Genomic DNA, 19701 nt, shown 5'->3' on the forward strand with positions numbered 1-19701 from the left:
TATAGGCGGTTTGCGCAAGGGAGGTCACGTGGCTGAGAGCCAGCCCAAGAAGGACAGGCCGAATGCACGCTTCCACGGCCGGGTGGAGGCGCAGGGGAGGCTATGCTCGGAGCCGGGCTGCAACGAGCCGGGCGAATTCCGCGCGCCGGCGACGGGCAGCCGCGCCACGTTCGACGGTCCGGGCGAATATCGCTGGCTGTGCCTCGATCACGTCCGCGCGTTCAATTCGGGCTACAATTTCTTCCAGGGGATGAGCCCGGACGAGATCCACGACGCCCAGCGGCCCTATGCCGGCTGGGAGCGCGAGACGCGTGCGTTCAGCGGCAATGGCGGTGCCGACCGTCCGCCGCGCTGGGCCGATTTCGCCGACCCGCTCGATGCGATCGGCGCACGGTTCCGCGACCGCATGAAGGACCGCGGCGAGCGCAAGGACGGCAGGCCGCTGTCCGGGCAGGATCGCGAGTCGCTCAAGATCCTCGACCTCGAGATCGACGCCGACCGCACCGCGCTGCGCAAGCGCTATTCCGAGCTGGTCCGCAAGTTCCACCCCGACCGCAACGGCGGCGACCGCAGCCATGAGGGCCGGCTCCAGCGCGTGATCGAGGCGTACCAGCACCTGAAGAAGGCGCCTGCCTTCGCCTAAGGTCGCGTATTCACCGCCAGCTGGTCCGCGAACGCGCGCCGGTATGCCGGTCGCGCCTCGCCGCGGGCGACATAGGCGGCGAGCGTCGGATAGTCGTCGAGCATGCCCGACGGCCGCAGCCGGAGCAGCACCGAGACCATCATCAGGTCCCCCGCGCTGAACGCGCCGTCGAGCCATTCGGCCTCGCCGAGCCGCGCGGCAAGCTGGTCGAGCCGGGGCCGGATGCGCGCCTGCACCAGCGGCAGTCGCTCCGCCGCCCAGGGCTTGTCGCCCTCGAATATCCGGGCGGTTACCAGGTCGAGGATCACTGGCTCCACCGTGTTAACCGCCGCGAACATCCAGGCGATCGCCCGCGCCCGGGCGTCGGCATCCCCCGGGAACAGCCCGGGAAAGCGCTCGGCCAAATGGAAGACGATCGCGCCGGTCTCGAACAGCGCGAGATCGCCTTCCTCCAGCGTCGGAATCTGGCCGAAGGGATGGATCGCCAGATGCGCCGGTTCCTTGAGCGCGGCGAAACTGACCAGCCGCACGTCATAGGGCTGGCCGACCTCCTCGAGCGCCCAGCGCACCCGCGTGTCGCGGGCCAGCCCCTTGCCGCCATCGGGAGAACGATCGAAGGCGGTGATGGTGATCGTCATCCGCTCTTGCCCGGCGAGACGAAGCCGCAGGTCACGCCTTCGGGATCGACGATGTTGATCACCCATTCGCCGCCCGGCACCTCGTGCGGGCCCCAGATGACCTTGCCGCCGCCGGCCTCCACCTTCGCCTGCGCCTCGGTGATGTCGGGCACGCGGAAATAGAAGCCCCAGCCGGCGGGCGTGCCCGGCTGCGCCTTCATCACCGCGCCGACCGCCTCGCCCTTGCTGTCGCCATTGGCGATGAAGCTGTACTCGCCCATCTCGCCCATCGGCATGGAGCCGACCTTCTCGATGGCGAACAGCTTGGCGTAGAAGGCGAGCGCTGCGGCATCGTCGGTGGTCAGCAGCTCGTTCCAGGCGACATGGCCGAAGCCGGTGCGCTGATAGGCGGTGCTGCTTTCGGGCGAAGCGCCGCGCATCACGTAGAAGGGAATGCCCTGCGGATCGGCGACCATCGCCAGCCGGCCCACCTCCGGAATGTCGAACGCGGGAAGATGGACCTGCCCGCCCTCCGCCACCACCGAGGCGACCGAGGCATCGACGTCATCGACGCCCAGATAGCCGAGCCAGACCGGCTTGGCGCCGCCGGCGATCATGTCGGCATTGAGTTGCATCACGCCGCCCGCCTGGCCGTCCCCGGCATTGATCATGCGATAGTCCATGCCGCCCGGAGGCGCCTCGGCGTCGATGTTCCAGCCACAGACCGAGTCGTAGAACGCCTTGGCCTTGCCTGCGTCCTTGGTCAGCAGCTCGTACCAGATGAAGCTTCCATGCGCGTTGGACATGATCTTTCCTTTCATGCCTCCCTCGCGAAGCGGGGGAGGGGGACCGCCCGCCGCAGGCGGGTGGTGGAGGGGGCGCCGCGTCGGCGGCAAATGTCCTGGTCATCGCGAGGGGCTTTCCCCCTCCACCACGCGCTGCGCGCGCGGTCCCCCTCCCCCGGAGCTGCGCTCCGAGGGAGGATCGGGCATCACGCCTGGGTATCGACGATGCTCTCGAAGCCGCCCCAGAACATGCGCTGGCCGTCGAACGGCATGGGCTCGGGCGGCTTCATCCGCTCGTCGGCCATCACCTTTTCCCAGCCCGCGTCGCGGGTCGCCTTGTCGGGCCATTCGATCCAGGAGAAGACCGGCGTCTCGTTCTCCTCGGCCTTCACCGCCATGTAGAAGTCGGTCACCTTGCCGCGCGGCACGTCATGGCCGAAGCCTTCCACCACGCGCAGCGCGCCATGCTCCAGGAAGATCGGGGCGGCCTTCCTCGCCATCGCCAGATAGGCCTCCCGGTCGCGCGCCGGCGCGACGAAACCGTCGATATAAGTCATTTCACTCTCCTCTATTATCTCTGTCAGGCCGCGACCGGCGCGGGCTGGAAATCGGCGAGTTGCGCGTCCATCGCCCGCCGGAAGCCGGGCCGCGCCATGCCGCGCTCGACATAGGCGGCAAGCGCCGGCCGGCTGCTGATCAGCTCGCTGCCATCGGCATTGCGCAGCACCGTCACCATCGCGATGTCCGCCACGCTGAACTCCCCGACCAGCCAGTCGCGGTCGCCCAGCGCATCGGCCAGCCGGTCGAGCCGCTTGCCGATATCCTCGATCAGGCTCGGCTTGCGCAGCTTCGCCCATTCCTCGTCCTTGGAGAACAGGGTGACGTTGCCCAGCTCGAACAGCCCGGGCTCGACGCTGTTGAGCGACGCGAACAGCCAGGCGAGGGTCGTCGCCCGCTGCTGCGGATCGCGCGACAACAGCCTCGTGTCCTTCTCGGCCAGATGGAGCAGGATCGCGCCGCTCTCGAACAGCTGGATCCCGGCATCGTGCAGCACCGGCACCTGACCCCAGGGTTGCTCGTCGAAATAATAAGCCGGCTTGGGCGGGACCGGACTGATCAGCCGCGTGGTATAGGGCTGGCCGATCTCCTCGCAGGCCCAGCGCGGCCTGAGGTCGCGGACATAGCCGCGGGCGAAGTCCGGCACCCAGTTGAAGCCGGTGATCTCGATGGTCATGGCTGCCTCCTTAACCTTTCGCCGCGGCTTCCACCGCCGCGATGTCGATCTTCTTCATCGTCATCATCGCCTCGAAGCCGCGCCGCGCAGCCTCGGGATCGTCGCCGAAGTTGATCTCGATCAGCCGGCGCGGGGTGATCTGCCAGTTGAAGCCCCATTTGTCCTTGCACCAGCCGCACATGGACTCCGCGCCGCCATTGCCGACGATGGCGTTCCACAGCCTATCGGTCTCTTCCTGGTCCTCGGTGAGGATCTGGAAGGAGACGCTCTCGTTCGGCTTGAAGTTCGGCCCGCCATTGAGGCCGGCATAGCTGCGCCCGGCCAGGGTGAACTCGACGACCAGCGCCGCGCCTTCCTCGGTGCTCGGATTGTCGCCGGGCGCGCGGTACACCTTGCCGACCTGACTGTCGGGCAGCAGCGAGACGTAGAAGTTCGCCGCCTCCTCGGCCACATGGTCGAACCACAATACGGTCGTGATCTTGTCTGCCATCGGTCCTCTCCTCTGGACTCTTGGGGATTGTCAGCCGGCGATCGGGATCAGCGCGCGGACGCGGGGATCGCGGAACCACAGTCCGCCCCAGGCGAGCACGCCCAGATAGACGCCGAACAGGGTGTGGCTGAACAACGGGCTGCCCACCCGCCAGTGCATTGCGACGGCACCGCCCAGATAGCCGGTGAGCAGGATCGCCCCCAGCACCGCGGTGCGCGGCACCGCATAGAGCAGCGCGCAGACCGCCAGGATCAGCCCGAGCTGCTGGTAGAGTCCGGGCTCGCCCGGGATGCCGAGCGGCGGGCTGTAGGCGATCATCGTCGCCGGTGCGATCAGCTTGCCGCCGGCGTCCATCGCCAGGAACAGGAGGACGAGGCCGCTCAGCACCCATCCGATGATGTTGTCACGCTTCATGCCGCGTCTCCCTGGTCCCGCGCTTGCTCAGGCCGGCTCGTGGGCCGGGCCTTCGGGGAAGGCGGCCATGGCGGCTTCCATGTCCATGAACATCGGCTCGAAGATATGGCCGTCCGGATCCTCGAAGCTGCGGCCGTACATGAAGCCCATGTCCTGCTTCTCGCGCACGTCCGCCTTGCCGCCGGCCTTGCCCGCCGCCTCGACGATCGCGTCCACCGCCTCGCGGCTGTCGCGCGAGATGCAGATCAGCGCCTCGGTGACGCTGTGCGCATCGGCGATCTGCTTCGGGGTGAAGGTCTGGAAGAAGTCCTTCGACAGGATCATGAACACGATCGCGTCGCTCAGCTGCATGGCGGAAGCCTGCTCGTTGCTGAAGCGCGCGTCCTTGGTGCAGCCGATCGCTTCGTAGAAGGCCGTCGACTTGGCCACGTCGCTGACGGGCAGGTTGACGAAGATCATCTGGGTCATGTTGCTCTCCTCGGGGGTATTTTCTCAGTAGGTGAGGGAAGGGTACCAGTCGGTGCCGCGGCCCTCGGGTGTGCAATCGAGTATCGTCCACAGCGGCATCAGGTCGGGCGCGCCGCGCGGGTCCTGGCCGGGGTCCATGCTTTCGGAGCCCATCTCGCCGGCCCAGAAGAACCGGATCGTGCCGTCGCGCCGGGTGAAGACCAGCAGCTGCGGGATGTCGCTGCCGTCCGGCGCGATCGCGTTATAGTCGCCGCTGAAGTCCTGGTCGCCGTCCGAATAGAGCGGCAGGTGCTGCCAGCCGCGCTCGGCCTTGAACGCCTTGAGCTTGTCGATCGGCGAGCGTGCGGTCACCGCGAAGCCGACCCGCTGCGCGATGTCGGGCGTCTCACCATCCCAGGCCGAGAGCAGCGAGGTGCACATCGGGCAGGGCCGCTCGCGCTCCGGGCCGAACATCCAGGTGTAGACCACCAGCGTATCGTGGCCGGCGAACAAGTCAGCCAGATGAACCGGGCCGTTCTCGCCCTGGAAGACATAGTCCCGGGTCACCTCCGGCCCTGCCGGCAGTGCGCGGCGCTGCTCGGCCACGCGCTCCAGATGACGGCGCAGTTCGATCTCCTCGGCGAGCAGCGCAGTGCGCGCGGCGCGATATTCGGGGGACTCGCCCGGCCAGCGCGAAGTCTCGCGCGCGGCCAGTTCGGCGGCAGGTACCAGTGTCATCGGACTAAACCTCCACTTCGGGTGGCCAGCGAATCGCTTTCTTGATCCTGATGCCCGACTCGGTTATTAAAAGCAACCATGGAGTCACAAAAAGTAACTAGCAACGATTTCGCCAAGGCGCGCCGCTGGTATCAGGACGCGTGCGGGACGGCGCTCGCAATGGATCTCATTGGAGAACGCTGGTCGCTGCTGATCGTTCGCGAATTGCTGCTTGGGCCGCGTCGTTTCGGCGAAATCCGCGGCGCGCTGGAGGGATTGAGCGCCAATATCCTTACCCAGCGGCTCGAAGGGCTGGAGAAGGGCGGCATCCTGCGCCGCAGGCAGCTGCCCTCGCCGGTCAACGCCCAGGTCTATGAGCTCACCCGCTGGGGTGCCCAGCTCGAGGAGCCGATCTTCGCGCTCAGCCGCTGGGCGGCAGGCTCGCCCGCCCATGACGTCACGCTGCCGCTCAGCAACGGCGCCTTCATGCTGTCGCTCAAGACGATGATCGCGCGTGACAAGGCGCGGGGCATGTCGGTCGATCTCGGCTTCCGGGTGGGCGGCGAGCCGTTCCGCGCGCATATCCTGGATGGCGGGCTGGTGATCGAGCGCCGCGATCCCGCCGGCGCCGATGTGGTCTTCGAAGGCGTGCCGACCCCGCTCGCCGCGACCTTCTACGGCCCGTTGCCGCTGACCGAGTCGATCCGCGAGGGACGGGTGTCGGTGACCGGCGACCTCGCGCTGGGCCAGCGCTTCGTCGATCTGTTCGGGTTGCCGAAGTTCGAGAATGACTGCCCAGCAGAAGCCAAATAACCGTCATCCCGGGCCCCAATCGTCATCCGTCCCCAATCGGCGCTCACCCCCAATCGTCATCCCGGCGAAAGCCGGGATCTCATGCGGCTCTTGTCCCGCGTCCCGCGCCTTCTCCTGAGATCCCGGCTTTCGCCGGGACGGGAAGAGGAGGGGTGACGGCTGCCTTGCAAAATAGGATTTCGCCTGTTGCACTCCCGCAGCCGGATCATCGCCCGGCCGCTCTTTAACCTCGTAGGAAAGATAGGATCACAGCCACGCAACAATGCTGCTAGATGCGAAGCCTCCGCGGGAACCGTGTCAACTTAGGCGCCGCGAAAACCTGCTTTGGGCGTGTACTTCGTGTCCTTTGGCGAGTCGGCCCTGCCCGCACGGTAGGAAAGCGTCAGACCCGGTTGCAGAAGCCCGGCTTGCGCTCGCCCGCGTCCCAGCAGCCGTCGAGGATCATCGTCTTCAGCGTCTCGCAGCCGCGCTGCGGCCCGCACTGGCCGTCGGGATTGACCACTGCGCATTGCCGGGCGAGCAGCGCCGCCTTCTGCCAGCCGATCTTCGAGGCGCAGGTCGGGCCGTTGTCGCGCCAGTTCCAGCGCTTCTCGCGCGGACGATAGTGCACCGGCCGCGGGCGAGGCGGGGCGGGGCGCCATTCGGGCTCGGGCGTCCAGCGCTGCGGGCCGCGCAGGTAGCGGCGATAGGCGGTGGCGACGCACTCGGCGGTCTCGCAGGCGTCGCGCTCGCTCGCCAGCGCCTGGAGCTGCTGGCGCTGCACCCAGAGCTGCTGCTTGCTCGCGCCCTGCCGGTCCTCCGCCCATTGTCCGGCCAGGGTGCGGTGCAGCCAGTTCAGGCCCTTGTTGTCGCAGACCAGCCACTGGCCGCGGCGCAGCCGGCCCTCGCAGCTGGGATAGACGGCCAGCCACTCCGGCTCGCGGTCGATCGGGCGGGCAACCGGGGGCGGGGGACGGTGCGGTGGCGCCGCCGGCTGCTGGCCCCAGTCGCACGCCGCCAGCGGCGCGAGCAGCGCCAGGAACAACAGCTTCCCGTTCATCGACTTCCCCAAGAATCGGTGTTGGTACGCGACCGTTGCTTTGACGTCATGATCCCATGAAAGCCGATTCGAGGAAAGGGCTTGCGACCGGGGCGGCCGATCGTGCGTTTTGCGCGAAGCCCGTTGCAGTGCGGCACGGGAGCTTCTAGTCGCTCTCGCGACGGAAGGACGAATAGATGGCGGACATCCCCAACACCCAGCCCGACAGCCGGGAAACCACGATCCTCGAAGCGCCCGACAAGATGGTGAAGGTGCGCGACCTGTTCGGGATCGACAGCGACCTCGAAGTGCCCGCGTTCAGCGAGGCGGACGAGCGCGTGCCCGATCTCGACCCGGCCTATGTCTTCGATCCGGATACGACGCTCGCGATCCTGGCCGGCTTCGCCCACAACCGCCGCGTGATGGTCCAGGGCTATCACGGCACCGGCAAGTCGACGCATATCGAGCAGGTGGCGTCGCGCCTCAACTGGCCGTGCATCCGCATCAATCTCGACGCGCATATCAGCCGTATCGACCTGATCGGCCGCGACGCGATCGTGCTCAAGGACGGCCAGCAGGTCACCGAGTTCCGCGAGGGCCTGCTTCCCTGGGCGCTGCAGACCCCGACCGCGCTGGTGTTCGACGAATATGACGCCGGCCGCCCGGACGTGATGTTCGTGATCCAGCGCGTGCTCGAGACCGAGGGCAAGCTGACCCTGCTCGACCAGAACCGCGTGATCCGCCCCAACCCCTATTTCCGCCTGTTCGCCACCGCGAACACCGTGGGCCTGGGCGACACCAGCGGCCTCTATCACGGCACCCAGCAGATCAACCAGGGCCAGATGGACCGCTGGAACATCGTGGTGACGCTCAACTACCTCCCCGCCGCGGTCGAGGCACAGATCGTGCTGGCCAAGTCGGGCGACTTCGACAAGCCGGGCGGCAAGGAGCTGGTCGAGAACATGGTCCGCGTCGCCGACCTGACCCGCAAGGGCTTCGTCAACGGCGACATCTCGACCGTGATGAGCCCGCGCACCGTGATCACCTGGGCGCAGAATGCCGAGATCTTCAAGGATGTCGGCTTCGCGTTCCGGCTGAGCTTCCTCAACAAGTGCGACGAGGCGGAGCGCGCGCAGGTGGCGGAGTACTATCAGCGCGTGTTCGGCAAGGACCTGCCGGAGAGCGTGGTCGGCAAGGCCTGAGCGACCGGGCCGACGTTCCGCGCCGCCGCGCGGTGCGGGCGTCAGGCCGTGCCGGCCCCGCGATCGCGCGGGTTGAACTCGGCGATCAGCGCCATGGCCAGCCACACCGCCAGCGTCGGCTGGAGCTTGGGCGGCAGCTGCGCACCGGGCGAGACCATCGTGCCGAGCACATAGGGCAGTGCCGCGATGAGGGCGAAGGCGAGGATCGAATAGGCGATCCGGTGCCGGCTCGACGAGACATAGAGGATGGTGATCACCATCGACGCCGTGGTGAACAGCACCAGCACATAGTCCTTGGTGCTCAGAGTCTCGGTGGTCGCCATCACGAAGCCGAGCACCGCGCCGAAGAAGATGCCGAGCCCGCTGAGGTTCGCACTATACTCGCCATGGCTCATCCGGCCGACAAGGCCGATACGATCGAGAAACTTCATCTGATCCCCCTGGTCGCCAACCATGGCGTCCAAGGGATGCCAAGGCAATCGTGATCGGCGTTGCCTTTGGGATTGGCGGCGGGCAGGATCGTTGCGGGGACAAGCGTGGGTCATGCACGCGGCAAAAGGGGGAATCATGATCCGGAACTGGAAGGGGCTCGCCATGCTGGCGGGTGTGCCGATGCTTGCGGCTGCTGCTCCGGCCGGCGGCGGCACCATGCCGGTATATCCGCTGCCTGACACGATGTGGCCCGATCCGGCCGCGCCGATCGGCAAGGTGCTGACGCTGAAGCCCGGCGAGGAGTTGATGCGCGCCTCGGTCAAGCAGACCCAGAAGCTCACCCTGCTTGCGCCGGTGAAGGTGTCGATCGACAAGTTCACGGACGAGATCGCAACCGGCGAGGAACTGACCGCGGTGATCGCTCCTCCGGAGACGCAGGAAAGAGTGGGCGGCAAGGGGCTCTATTTCTGCGGTCGCGACCAGCGCGGCCGCTCGGGGCTGGGCGCGGCGCTGCTCGGCGGGATCGGTGCCCGGTTCATGCCGATCGTCCGTTTCTGCTTCATCGATGGCGACAAGGACGGCAAGCTCGACCAGGTCTTCCTCGCCGGTGCCAAGGACAAGGCGCTGCAAAAGGCGATTTCGATCGAACCGGTGGCGTACAAGATCGAATATCTGGTGCCGCGCGATGCGGGCCAGTATCTTCGGCTGCGCTATCGGAAACATATACCCGAGAGCAACAAGGTGCAGCTTGAGCTCGAAGTCTATGACGGCGGCAAGAAGCAGAGCTTCGACTATGTGCTGTACGACGGCTTCGGTGGCCCCCTGCAGCGCGAATATGCCTATCTTCTGACCAATCCGAAGAAGGTCCCCTATCCGGCATTCTTCAACAATGTGATGGGCGCGATCGTGCGGGTCGACGGGGTCGATGCCGATGGCAATGCGCGCTTCGTGGTCGAGCGCAATTTCCGCCCGACCCTGTTCCGTCCGGTCTCGATCCAGGTGCAGTACATTTACATCTACATCTAGTCGGAGGCTTGCATCGAGCGGCCAAGCTTCCCAAAGCGGAAACATGGCTGCCGACTCTCCTCTCGACCGGTTCCGCAACGTCCTTGGCGGCACCGCCCGCGCGCTTTCGGGCGAGCGCGAGGCCGAACTGAGCTTCACCGGTGAGGCGCCACGCCAGGATGGGCGCCAGATCAAGGTGCCGGCGCCGTCGCGCGGCCTGCCCGCCGAGGAAGTCGCCGAGGCGCGCGGCTTTGCCGACAGCTTCGCGCTGCGCATGCGCCACCACGACAATGCGCTCCACCTGAGGAGCGCGCCCAAGGAGCCGGTGGCGCGCGCGGTGTTCGACGCGGTCGAGACGGCGCGGGTCGAGGCGCTGGGCTCGCGCGGCTATGCCGGCATCGCCGCCAATCTCGAACATGCGCTCGAGCTCAAGCTGCGGGCCGACCCGATCAACCGGGCGCGCAACCGCGAGGAAGTGCCGCTTTCTACCGCGCTCGGCCTGATGGTCCGCGAGCGGTTGACCGGCCGCGAGTCGCCGGCTGCCGCGGCGCTCGGCATGGCGCTGATCCGCGACTGGATCGAGGAGCGCGCCGGCTCGGACCTCGACGCGCTGGCGCTGGCGATCGACGACCAGCGGGCCTTTGCCTCGCTCACCTCGAAGCTGCTCCAGGACCTCGAGCTGACCGAGGGCGATCTCCTCCCCGACGAAGCCGATGAGGGCGGCGGCGAGGACGAGGGCACCGACGACCAGGAACAGCCCGGCGACGAGGAAGGCGAGAGCGAGTCGAGCCAGAGCGAGGGCCAGGCCGAGGCGCGCGGCGAGCAGCGCGAGTCCGACCAGGGCGAGGAAGGCGAGCAGCAGCAGTCCGACGCGATGGAGGATGGCGACGGCGAGCCCGGTGACGAAGGCGAGGAGGGCATGATGCCCGTCCGCCCGAACCGTCCGTGGAGCGACCTGCCGCCGCAGTTCGAATACAGGCCCTACACCACCCAGTTCGACGAGGTCGTCGCCGCTACCGATCTGTGCGACACCGAGGAGCTGGATCGCCTCCGCTCCTATCTCGACCAGCAGCTCGTCCATCTCCAGGGTGCGGTGACCAAGCTCGCCAACCGGCTCCAGCGCCGGCTGATGGCACAGCAGAACCGCAGCTGGGACTTCGACCAGGAAGAGGGCATCCTCGATGCCGCCCGGCTGGCCCGCATCGTCGTCAATCCGATGCTGTCGCTCTCATACAAGAGCGAGAAGGACACCGAGTTCAAGGACACGGTGGTGACTTTGCTGATCGACAATTCGGGCTCGATGCGCGGGCGGCCGATCTCGATCGCGGCGATCAGCGCCGACATCATGGCGCGCACGCTGGAGCGCGTTGGGGTGAAGACCGAAATCCTCGGCTTCACCACCCGTGCCTGGAAGGGCGGGCAGAGCCGCGAGAAATGGCTGGCCGACGGCCGCCCGGCCCAGCCCGGCCGCCTCAACGACATCCGCCACATCGTCTACAAGCAGGCCGACGAGCCGTGGCGCCGGGCCAAGAAATCGCTCGGGCTGATGATGCGCGAGGGGCTGCTCAAGGAGAATATCGACGGCGAGGCGCTGCTCTGGGCGCACCAGCGGCTGATCGGCCGCAGCGAGGATCGCAAGATCCTGATGGTGATCTCCGATGGTGCACCGGTCGATGATTCCACCCTGTCGGTGAACTCGGGTTCCTATCTCGAGCGCCACCTGCGCCAGGTGATCGGCTGGATCGAGACACGCTCCCCGGTCGAGCTGGTCGCGATCGGCATCGGCCACGACGTCACCCGCTACTATCAGCGCGCCGTGACGATCATGGATGCCGAGCAACTCGCCGGCACGATGGTCGAGCAGCTGGCGGCGCTGTTCGATACGGAATGAAGGTCGAGCCGCCCCCTGGCGGTTTCGAGGGGCCGGTCAAGCGGTCGGTCACCATTGCCGGGCACCAGACCTCGATCAGCCTTGAGCCACTGTTCTGGGATGCGCTCGAAGCGGCTGCCGCCAAACGGTCGCTGCCGCTCAACGCGCTGGTCGCGGCGATCGACCACGCCCGGATCCAGGGCGAGGACCCGCCCAATCTGGCCAGCGCAATTCGGACCTGGCTGCTGGCGCAACCGCGCGCCTGACCTCCCCATGCAGACCCGGCGGTAACGGTTTGCAACAATTTCGCGACAAAGTTGCGAACCGCTCTCATTAGCATTGACTCTGAGAACGCCTCGCAATAGCTGGCGGCGAAACAATCCGCTAAGGGGGTTACCCAGTGAATCTTTCGAACGGCGCCGCAGCGCCTGCTTTCCTCGCGCTCGCCTGTGTCGGCTTCGTCGCCAGCGCGCCCGCCCATGCCGCGACCGATGGCCCCGATGCCAAGACTCCCGCCGCGGCCGAGGACGATCAGGACCGTGCCGGGCAGGATCACATCACGGTCAACGGCCAGATCTATCAGCCGAAGCAGGAAAGCCCGAAGAACACGCGTCCGCTGCGCGACACGCCGCAGACGGTGACCGTGATTACCGCCGAGGTGATGGAGCAGCAGAACATCCTGTCGCTGCGCGATGCGCTGGCGACGGTGCCGGGCATCACCTTCGGCGCCGGCGAGGGCGGCAGCGGCTATGGCGACAGCATCAACCTGCGCGGCTTCAGCGCCAACAACGACATCACGGTCGATAACGTCCGCGACAGCGCGCAATATACCCGCTCGGACAATTTCAACATCGAGCAGATCGAAGTCACCAACGGCTCGAACTCGGTCTATTCGGGCGGCGGCTCGGTCGCCGGCAACATCAACCTGGTCAGCAAGCGCCCGACCGGCCGGGATCATTCGGTCGTGCAGGCCGGCGTCGGCACCGACGATTACTACCGCGCCACTGCCGATATCGAGCGCAAGCTGAGCGATAGCGTCGGCGTTCGCCTGAACGCCATGTACCACCACAATGACGTGCCCGGCCGCGAAGTCGAAAATGCCAAGCGCTGGGGCGTGATGCCCTCGGTCACCTTCGGCCTGGGCGGCCCGACCAAGCTGACGCTGATCTACCTCCACCAGGAGGACAACAACATCCCGCAGTTCGGCGTGCCCTATGTCAGCAGCGTGACCAATGGGTTCACCGGCCAGGTGCCCGGCACCAGCCGCAGCGGCTATTACGGCTTCCGCAACCTCGACAAGCAGGACAGCAATCTCGACCAGGCGACGGCGATCATCGAGCATGAGCTGAGCAGCACGATCTCGCTGCGCAACCTCACCCGCTATCAGGACGTCGAGCAATACTCGATCGCCGACGGTCCCGAGGGCACCTTCTGCCTGCCGAGCGGCTTCACCGCGGCGGGCCTGGCCTGCACCACGCCGGGGCTGTTCACGCCGAGCGGCGGCTCGCGCGGCAACACCCGCGATACCCGCAACCAGATCATCTACAACCAGACCGACCTCAAGGGGACGTTCGACACCTTCGGCATCGAGCACAGCTTCGACCTGGGCTTCTCGATGTCGCGGGAGTTCTATGACCTGCGCTCGGGCAATTCGCAGCGCGCCGCCAACGGTGCGACCGTCACCATCCCGCCCTATGCGTGGAACGATCCGAACCTCAACGACCGCAACGTCTATAGCGGCCCGGTGAACTTCATCGTCGGCTCGCGGAGCCATGCCGAGATCGCCAACAAGGCGGTCTACCTGTTCGACACGATGAAGCTGTCGAACCATTTCGAGCTCAACGGCGGCGTGCGCTGGGAGCGCAACATCGGCGAGAACACCGCCTATACCATCGCGACCAGCGGCGCGGCGCTCGGCCAGATCACGGCGGTGACCCGGACCGGCAACCGCGACAGCCTGTTCTCCTACCGGATCGGCGCCGTCTACAAGCCGGTCGAGGCGGTCAGCCTCTATGTCGCCTATGGCAACTCCAAGACCCCGTCGCAGAGCACGGTCAACGGCAGCTGCTCGGCAACGGGCGCGTCGCAGACCTGCAACGTCAAGCCGGAAGGCGCCAAGAACTACGAGATCGGCGGCAAGGCCGAGCTGTTCCATGGCGGCCTGCTGCTCACCGCCGCGCTGTTCCGCACCGATCGCGACAGCTACAAGGTCGCCTCGAACGACCCGACCGTGCCGGACCAGCAGCTCGACGGCCACTCGCGGGTCGACGGCATCGCGCTGGGCGCCACCGGCCACATCACCTCGGCGTGGCAGATCACCGCGAACTACACCTATCTCAAGAGCAAGCTGATCCAGTCGCTCTCCAACGAGTGCATCGCGCGTCCCGGCCCGGTTTCGACGACGGTCGGCGGGGTGACGACGATCACCAATCCCTGCGGCAACTCGACCGCGGTGCTGGACCCCGCAAAGGGCGCGGCGCTCAACCAGACGCCGAAGCATTCCGGCAGCATCTATACCGCCTACAGCTTCCCGTTCGGCCTCACCGTCGGCTATGGCGCGACCTATCAGGGCCGGTTCGCGATCAACCTGCCGGCGCTGACGACGCCGCTGGTGGCGGGCAGCTCGACGCTGACGCCGGTGCTCTATTCGAAGTCCTATCTCGTCCACAATCTGACGCTGGCGTACGACATCACCCATGCGCTGCAGGCGCAGCTCAACGTCAAGAACATCGGCGACAAGCTCTACTACACCCGCATCCGCGCCAATAATGGCTGGGCGACCCCGGGCGACGGCCGGTCGGCTGTCCTGACGCTGAGCTACAAGTTCTGATATAGCCAAGGCATGACGCAGCTCGATCGACTGTCGAGCGAAGACATCGCCGCCCGCCTCTCCGGTTCGCCGGAGGCGCGGGCGGCGTTGATTCGCGAAGGGGCACAGGCCGGCCTGGCAGAGGCGCAGGCGGTGCTTGGCCAGATGCTGCTCGACCAGCAGAAGCCGGCCGAGGCGTTCGGCTGGTTCTGGAAGGCGGCGCAGCAGGGCCATGCGATGGGGCTCAACATGCTGGGGCGCTGCTATGACCTTGGCTGGGGCACGCCGGTGGACAAGCTGCGCGCGGCGGAGTGCTTCCGTGTCGCTGCCGAGGCCGGGCTCGACTGGGGCATGTACAATTACGGCTCGGCGCTGGCGCTCGGGTCCGGCTTGACCCAGGACAAGGCGGCCGCGCTCGGCTGGTTCGAGAAGGCTGCCGCGATGGGGCACGCCAAATCCGCCAACTTCGTCGGCAGCTTCCATGAGGAAGGCACGATCGTGCCGCGCGACATGGCGGCGGCGGCGGCCTGCTATGCCCGGGCGGCGGAGGGCGGAGACTTCCGCGGCATGTTCAACCATGCCCGGATGCTCGCCGAGGCGGGCGACATCGACGGCGCGTTGCTGTGGATCGAGCGGTGCGGGGCGGAGGCCAAGCCCGTGTTCCGCGACAAGGCGCTTGCCTGGCTGGCCCAGGTCCCGGACGTGCGCCTGCGCACCGAAGGCACCGCCGCCTTGCTGAAGGAACGCTGATGCTGATCGCCATCCCCGAGCTGTTCTCGCCAGCGCAGGTGGCCGAGCTGCGCGGCATCATCGACGCGGCGGAATGGGTGGACGGCAACGCCACCTCGGGCGCGCAATCGGCGCTCGCCAAGCAGAACGAGCAGTTGCCCGAGGGCAGCGAGGCGCATCGCCGGGCCGGGGCGATGGTGCTCGACGCGCTGGGCAAGTCGCCGCTGTTCTTCGCCGCCGCGCTGCCGCTCAAGGTCTTCCCGCCGCTGTTCAACCGCTATGGCGGCGGGCAGAAGTTCGACACCCATGTCGACAATGCCGTGCGCATCCAGCGCGGCACCGAGTTCCGCATCCGCAGCGACCTGTCGATGACCGTCTTCCTCGAGGATCCCGCGGCCTATGACGGCGGCGAGCTGCTGATCGAGGGCCAGTTCGGCGTGCAATCGGTCAAGCTGCCGGCGGGGCACGCGATCCTCTATCCCTCGTCGAGCCTGCACCGGGTGGCGCCGGTGACGCGCGGGCGCCGGGTGGCGAGCTTCTTCTGGATCCAGTCGATGGTCCGCGACGACAGCGCGCGGCGCATCCTGTTCGAGACGGACCAGGCGGTGCAGCGGCTGGTCGGCACGCTGGGCAATGACGACCGATCGGTGATCGAGCTGACCGGCGTGTACCACAATCTCCTGCGCCGCTGGGCCGACGCCTGAGCCAAAGTCCACGAAGTACACGCCAAAGGCGGGTTTTTGCGCGCGGAAGTTCACTAAGTTCCTGCCAGTGAGCCTCGCCACGAGCCTGGTGCGCAACATGCTTGCGCAGGCGTGATCCTATCTTTCCTACCGGGTCAAGGAGCGGCCGGGCGGGGGCTCGGCTGCGGGAGCCAAGCAGGCGAAATCCTATTTTGCAACCTAGTCGTCATCCCGGCGAAAGCCGGGATCTCAGGCGATGGCGCGGGGAAGGAGCCGCACGAGATCCCGGCTTTCGCCGGGATGACGGTTTGGGGGCGGGACGGCGATTGGTGGGCGCCGGGACGACGATTGGGTTGGAGGCTAGAGCATCGCCTGCAGTGCGGGGGAGAGATGCTCGGTGAAGCCCGCGCCGTCGCGCACTGCCATGTGCGCCGCGAGGCCCTCGCGTTCCGCCAGCGCCATGCCGTCCGGGCCCAGCACGCTGAGCGCCGTCGCCCAGGCATCGGCGAGCATGCAGATCGGGTGCAGCACGGTTACCGACGCCACGCCATCGTCGAGCGGGCGGCCGGTGCGTGGGTCGATTGTGTGGGCATAGGCGCGGCCGGCATGGGCGAAGCTGCGGCGATAGTCGCCCGAGGTGGCGACCGACAGGCCGTGCAGCGCGGCGCGGATCGGGGCGAGGCGGCTGCCGGGCGGTGCCTCGAGATCGACCCACCAGGGCTGACCGTCCGGCTTGATGCCCTCGCCGCGCAGCTCACCGCCGACCTCGACCAGGAAATCGCGCAGCCCCATGCTGCGGAGCATCTCGGAGACGCGGTCGACGCCGTGGCCCTTGGCGATACCGGAGAAATCGAGTCTCGCCTCGGCGGTGCGGCGGGCGCGGCGGTCGTCCTGCTCGACATGGGCGCGGCCGGAAAGGGCGCGGGCGGCGGCGATCTCGCTGTCGCCCGGCAGACCCTCGCGCGGGCCGGGCGGGCCGAAGCCCCAGAGATCGACCAGCGCGCCCATCGCGGGATCGAAGGCGCCATCGCTCTTCTCCGCCACGTCGAGCGCGGCGGCTAGGACATGCGCGAAGCCGATCGGCAGGGGCTGCCAGCGACCGGGGGTGCTGCGGTTGAAGCGCGAGAGATCGGAGTCCGGCGCCCAGTGGCTCATCTCGGCGACGACGCGGTCGAGCTCGGCCTGGATGGCGCCGGCCACGCCCTCGGGCGCAGCGACGATGCGGGCGGACCAGCTGGTGCCCATGGTCTGGCCGGCGCAGGCGACGACCGGGGCGCCCGCCTGGCGGCGATGAAATGCCGCCGGGGAGAGGGCGGGGGGGATGGCTATGCGGGGTTCGGCGTTCACTTCTTCACCGTCATCCCCGCGAAGGCGGGGATCCAGAGCCAAATAGCGGCTCGCTTGTGACTCTGGATCCCCGCCTTCGCCGGGATGACGAGAAAGGGGAATGACGGAATGGCTTTACGGCGCCAGCACTTCGAGCGTGGTGACATAGCTCACGCGGGCGCGGACCGGGCCCATCGGACGGCCGCCGGGGCCACCCGGGCCTGCCTGCGGACCACCCGCCGGCGCCGCGCCCTGGCCGCCGCCCGGAGCGCCCTGCGGACGCGGACCGCCGGCACCCGGGCCCTCGGGCCGCTCGCCGCCCTCGTTGACCATCACCCAGTACATGCCGGGCTGGCCCCATTTGATCGAGACCTTGCCCTCGGCATCGGTCTTGAGGATCTGCTCGTGCAGCGCGTCGCGGTAGCGGATGCCGCCCGGGATCACCGTGACGGTGAGGCCGGCGCCGGGCTTGCCGTTCTTGAGGAACTGGAAGTTGCCGGGCTCATTGGTGACTAGGTCGTTCGGGTGGGTGACCGGCACCAGCTCGATGCCCTTGCCGCTGGTCTTGAACACGGTGTTGGTCGGCGCGCCCTGGGTGATGAAGATCTCGTTGCGCGAGACATTCTCGGCAGTCTGGACGTCGGTGGCACCGGCGGGAATCGCCGCGGCGAGATTGGCGGTGTTGGTGCCGCGCGGCAGCATCTTGCGCTCGCCGTTCAGCACATAGCTGCCGAACACGCCTTCGTTGACCACGGCGACCTTGTAGGTGCCCTGCTGGGTGAGGTGCAGGTCGAAGGTCGCGCGGAACTTGCCGACATTGTGGTTCTCGACCTTGCCCTCGGTGCCGTCGGGCTGGGTCACCACCGGCACGGCGCGCATCGGCTGGTGATCGAAGAAGAACAGGTCGTTCGACACCGCGGCGTCGACGGTCACCCAATTGTCGGTGCCAGAGACGGTGGTCGAGCTGGGCAGCATCCACTGGCGGTGGGCGATGGCGGCCGGGGCGGCGATCGCGATGACGGCGGCTGCGGCGAGAAGCGGCTTGCGGAAGTTCATTGCTCTATTCCCCCTGAGAGATCAGCGCTTGATCGAGACGGTGACGGCGCCGAGCTCGCTCGCGCCCTTGGCGCTGGCGGTGACGGCCTTGCCGTTCCAGGTGAAGGGCACGGTGACGACCTCGCGGCCGCCGACTTCGCGCGCGGCCTCGACCAGCAGCTTGTAGTTGCCGGGGGCGAGCGCAGGCAGGCCGCCCTTGCCGCCGGCCAGCGCGATCTTGTGCGTGCCCGCGCCCTTGGTGGCGCCGGTGACGCCGTCCGCCGGGAAGGTCATGCCGCGGCCGACCACGCGCCACCATTGGCGCATGTCGCGCAGCCACTTGGTGCCGGCGCCCTCGGCGCTGCGCCCGTCGAAATCATACCAGACCTGGAGCGTGCGCGGGGCGGCGCCCTCCTTCTCCAGCCAGATCGCGACATAGGGCTTGTGATATTCGGCGACGCGGAGCTGCGGGATGGTGACCGACAGATCGAGCGTCTGAGCGCCGGCGGCGCCGGGCAGGCCCGCGCCGATCGCCGCGAGCGTGAGGCCGGTGATGCGATACTGCATGGATTTGGGCTCCCCTAGTGGATCAGGAAAATGGCGATGAGCGCCGGGATGACGAGGCCGGCGATGACGATCGGCCAGGTGCTCTTGCGATGCTTCGAATGCATCCACAGCAGCACCAGCCCGGTGAGCGTGAAGACGATGCAGGCGAAGACGAAGATGTCGATGAACCACTTCCAGGCGGTGCCGGCGTTGCGGCCCTTGTGGAGGTCGTTCAGATAGGCGACCCAGCCGCGCGAGCTGACTTCGCTGGTCACCGCGCCGGTATCGCGGTCGATCGAGATCCAGGCGTCGCCACCCGGGCGCGGCTTGGCGAGGTAGATCTCACCGGCCGACCATTCGGCGGTGCCGCTCGCGTCGATCTTCACCTGGTCCTGCACCCATTTGGCGACATCGGCCGGGATCGGCTTCTTGCTGTCCGGCTGGTCGTCGGCCTTCACCTTGGCGAGCAAAGGCGCGGGCAGTTGGACGGCACGGTCGACCGACTTGGGCGAGGCCTCGATCTCGGCGGCATGGTTGAGCGTGAAGCCGGTGATCGCGAACAGCAGCAGGCCGACAAGGCTGATCGCCGAGCTCATCCAGTGCCAGGTGTGCAGCTGCTTCAGCCAGAAGCTCTTGCGGGCGCGCTTGGCTTTGGCCTTGGCCAGTTCTTCTGCCTGGGCGGTGGGGGCGTGCATTTTGGGTGGGTGGTTCCGAACGATTCGATCTCGGTCGGATAACGCGAACGATTCGCAATTGCAAACCTGATGCGGGTGCCGGGGGGGATCGATTCCGCGCCGTGCGGAGGCTGGGCGCAGCGGAAAAAGATGGCCCAGAGTCCAATGCCCCAATGGCATGGAATCCAAGGCGTTTCTCGCTAATGCAGCAA

At 67.4% G+C, this 19701-nt stretch carries 23 protein-coding genes; 9 read left to right on the plus strand and 14 right to left on the minus strand.

Annotated features, from left to right (window positions below; translation table 11 throughout):
• Positions 1 to 28 precede the first annotated feature (28 nt).
• Positions 29 to 643: a J domain-containing protein gene (locus tag J2W22_RS07460; protein ID WP_307117619.1), complete on the plus strand. Its 615-nt coding sequence runs from the start codon at positions 29 to 31 to the stop codon at positions 641 to 643.
• Here J2W22_RS07460 and J2W22_RS07465 read toward each other — a convergent pair.
• The 8 genes from J2W22_RS07465 to J2W22_RS07500 form a co-directional block, all read right to left on the minus strand.
• Positions 640 to 1281 (minus strand): glutathione S-transferase family protein, encoded by a 642-nt coding sequence (locus J2W22_RS07465; protein WP_307117620.1) that lies wholly within the window; start codon positions 1279 to 1281, stop codon positions 640 to 642. The two genes, J2W22_RS07460 and J2W22_RS07465, sit on opposite strands and share 4 nt — an antisense overlap.
• The gene (locus J2W22_RS07470; protein ID WP_307117621.1) at positions 1278 to 2066 is read right to left on the minus strand and encodes a VOC family protein; all 789 of its coding nucleotides are present in this window, start codon (positions 2064 to 2066) and stop codon (positions 1278 to 1280) included. Before J2W22_RS07470 ends, J2W22_RS07465 begins: the two co-directional genes overlap by 4 nt.
• A gap of 185 nt (positions 2067 to 2251) precedes the next feature.
• Positions 2252 to 2602 carry a DUF1428 domain-containing protein gene (locus J2W22_RS07475; protein ID WP_307117622.1) on the minus strand — a complete coding sequence of 117 codons (351 nt, stop codon included), beginning with the start codon at positions 2600 to 2602 and terminating at the stop codon, positions 2252 to 2254.
• A gap of 23 nt (positions 2603 to 2625) precedes the next feature.
• Positions 2626 to 3279, minus strand: coding sequence for a glutathione S-transferase family protein (locus J2W22_RS07480; protein ID WP_307117623.1), 654 nt, complete (start codon positions 3277 to 3279; stop codon positions 2626 to 2628).
• Positions 3280 to 3289: 10 nt separating this feature from the next.
• Positions 3290 to 3769 carry a VOC family protein gene (locus J2W22_RS07485; RefSeq protein ID WP_307117624.1) on the minus strand — a complete coding sequence of 160 codons (480 nt, stop codon included), beginning with the start codon at positions 3767 to 3769 and terminating at the stop codon, positions 3290 to 3292.
• 30 nt (positions 3770 to 3799) lie between these two features.
• On the minus strand, positions 3800 to 4183 hold the full coding sequence (locus tag J2W22_RS07490; protein WP_307117625.1) for a DoxX family protein: 384 nt from the start codon (positions 4181 to 4183) through the stop codon (positions 3800 to 3802).
• Positions 4184 to 4210: 27 nt separating this feature from the next.
• Complete coding sequence (locus J2W22_RS07495; RefSeq protein WP_307117626.1) at positions 4211 to 4651, minus strand: VOC family protein; 441 nt, start codon at positions 4649 to 4651, stop codon at positions 4211 to 4213.
• 24 nt (positions 4652 to 4675) lie between these two features.
• Positions 4676 to 5368 carry a DUF899 family protein gene (locus J2W22_RS07500; RefSeq protein WP_307117627.1) on the minus strand — a complete coding sequence of 231 codons (693 nt, stop codon included), beginning with the start codon at positions 5366 to 5368 and terminating at the stop codon, positions 4676 to 4678.
• A gap of 159 nt (positions 5369 to 5527) precedes the next feature.
• Between J2W22_RS07500 and J2W22_RS07505 the strand changes: the two genes are divergently transcribed.
• Positions 5528 to 6160, plus strand: a complete 633-nt coding sequence (locus J2W22_RS07505) for a winged helix-turn-helix transcriptional regulator (RefSeq protein WP_307117628.1) — start codon at positions 5528 to 5530, stop codon at positions 6158 to 6160.
• 382 nt (positions 6161 to 6542) lie between these two features.
• Here J2W22_RS07505 and J2W22_RS07510 read toward each other — a convergent pair whose 3' ends face one another.
• Positions 6543 to 7199 carry a hypothetical protein gene (locus J2W22_RS07510; RefSeq protein WP_307117629.1) on the minus strand — a complete coding sequence of 219 codons (657 nt, stop codon included), beginning with the start codon at positions 7197 to 7199 and terminating at the stop codon, positions 6543 to 6545.
• A gap of 176 nt (positions 7200 to 7375) precedes the next feature.
• Between J2W22_RS07510 and cobS the strand changes: the two genes are divergently transcribed.
• On the plus strand, positions 7376 to 8380 hold the full coding sequence (gene cobS, locus J2W22_RS07515) for a cobaltochelatase subunit CobS (protein ID WP_307117630.1): 1005 nt from the start codon (positions 7376 to 7378) through the stop codon (positions 8378 to 8380).
• 41 nt (positions 8381 to 8421) lie between these two features.
• On the opposite strand, the gene J2W22_RS07520 is transcribed toward cobS, so the two are convergent.
• Complete coding sequence (locus tag J2W22_RS07520; protein ID WP_307117631.1) at positions 8422 to 8811, minus strand: hypothetical protein; 390 nt, start codon at positions 8809 to 8811, stop codon at positions 8422 to 8424.
• Positions 8812 to 8947: 136 nt separating this feature from the next.
• On the opposite strand from J2W22_RS07520, the gene J2W22_RS07525 reads away from it, so the two are divergent.
• The 6 genes from J2W22_RS07525 (at position 8948) to J2W22_RS07550 (ending at position 15929) form a co-directional block, all read left to right on the plus strand.
• Positions 8948 to 9838, plus strand: coding sequence for a hypothetical protein (locus J2W22_RS07525; protein ID WP_307117632.1), 891 nt, complete (start codon positions 8948 to 8950; stop codon positions 9836 to 9838).
• A 43-nt stretch (positions 9839 to 9881) separates the two neighbouring features.
• Entirely contained in the window at positions 9882 to 11708 is a 1827-nt protein-coding gene (cobT, locus tag J2W22_RS07530; RefSeq protein ID WP_307117633.1) for a cobaltochelatase subunit CobT, read from the plus strand.
• A complete protein-coding gene (locus J2W22_RS07535; protein ID WP_307117634.1) occupies positions 11705 to 11953 on the plus strand; it encodes a ribbon-helix-helix domain-containing protein in 249 nt (82 codons plus the stop codon). Before cobT ends, J2W22_RS07535 begins: the two co-directional genes overlap by 4 nt.
• 134 nt (positions 11954 to 12087) lie before the next feature.
• Positions 12088 to 14517, plus strand: coding sequence for a TonB-dependent receptor (locus tag J2W22_RS07540; protein ID WP_307117635.1), 2430 nt, complete (start codon positions 12088 to 12090; stop codon positions 14515 to 14517).
• Positions 14518 to 14529: 12 nt separating this feature from the next.
• Complete coding sequence (locus J2W22_RS07545) at positions 14530 to 15246, plus strand: tetratricopeptide repeat protein (RefSeq protein ID WP_307117636.1); 717 nt, start codon at positions 14530 to 14532, stop codon at positions 15244 to 15246.
• The gene (locus J2W22_RS07550) at positions 15246 to 15929 is read left to right on the plus strand and encodes a Fe2+-dependent dioxygenase (protein WP_307117637.1); all 684 of its coding nucleotides are present in this window, start codon (positions 15246 to 15248) and stop codon (positions 15927 to 15929) included. The genes J2W22_RS07545 and J2W22_RS07550 overlap by 1 nt, the downstream gene beginning before the upstream one ends.
• A 339-nt stretch (positions 15930 to 16268) precedes the next feature.
• Here the strand turns inward: J2W22_RS07550 and J2W22_RS07555 are convergent, their stop codons facing one another.
• From J2W22_RS07555 to J2W22_RS07570, 4 genes are all read right to left on the minus strand, one after another.
• A complete protein-coding gene (locus J2W22_RS07555) occupies positions 16269 to 17153 on the minus strand; it encodes an FAD:protein FMN transferase (protein ID WP_373422962.1) in 885 nt (294 codons plus the stop codon).
• A gap of 216 nt (positions 17154 to 17369) precedes the next feature.
• Positions 17370 to 18290 carry a DUF4198 domain-containing protein gene (locus tag J2W22_RS07560; protein ID WP_307117639.1) on the minus strand — a complete coding sequence of 307 codons (921 nt, stop codon included), beginning with the start codon at positions 18288 to 18290 and terminating at the stop codon, positions 17370 to 17372.
• 21 nt (positions 18291 to 18311) lie between these two features.
• Positions 18312 to 18836: a DUF2271 domain-containing protein gene (locus J2W22_RS07565; RefSeq protein ID WP_307117640.1), complete on the minus strand. Its 525-nt coding sequence runs from the start codon at positions 18834 to 18836 to the stop codon at positions 18312 to 18314.
• Positions 18837 to 18850: 14 nt separating this feature from the next.
• Entirely contained in the window at positions 18851 to 19510 is a 660-nt protein-coding gene (locus J2W22_RS07570) for a PepSY-associated TM helix domain-containing protein (protein ID WP_307117641.1), read from the minus strand.
• Positions 19511 to 19701: the final 191 nt, after the last annotated feature.

Origin of the sequence: Sphingomonas kyeonggiensis (assembly GCF_030812785.1) — a bacterium.
Classification (GTDB): Bacteria; Pseudomonadota; Alphaproteobacteria; order Sphingomonadales; family Sphingomonadaceae; genus Sphingomonas; species Sphingomonas kyeonggiensis_B.